Raw genomic sequence first — 368 nt, 5'->3', positions numbered from 1 at the left:
GTTAAAAGAAGAATATAAACAAGTATATTTAAATCCAGTATATTCGGTACCATTATATAAACTAGTATACAATGATTCGGTTATTACAACGCACCACTGGGAATGGGGAAGTTTGAAAGTAAAAGATGAGGTAGGAAACCGAATGTTATATGAGTTATTGTATAATGTGCCTCCGTTGTACCATTTAGATGAAGTAGAGTGGAATAAGCATAAACAAGAAATTACGCAGCATCTGAAAGTTTGGAATGAAGTTCATGAAAAGGCAGTAAAAGAAGAAATGACGAACTTTGCATATTTGTCAGAAGATAAATTAGTCCAATCTGCTTCTTATGGAAAAGGGATTAAAATCATTGTGAATTTMTCTAATG

Annotated in this window: 1 protein-coding gene; it reads left to right on the top strand. The window is 32.2% G+C overall.

Features of this window, described 5'->3' with window-relative positions; genetic code table 11:
- The coding region (locus tag AC1DJR_RS34090) for a glycoside hydrolase (RefSeq protein ID WP_477004680.1) at window positions 1-368 on the top strand (368 nt) is incomplete at both ends.

Source organism: Bacillus sp. 05T31 (assembly GCF_056396725.1).
Note: the sequence above shows the minus strand (reverse complement) of the source record. Positions and strands in the feature narration are given on the sequence as shown.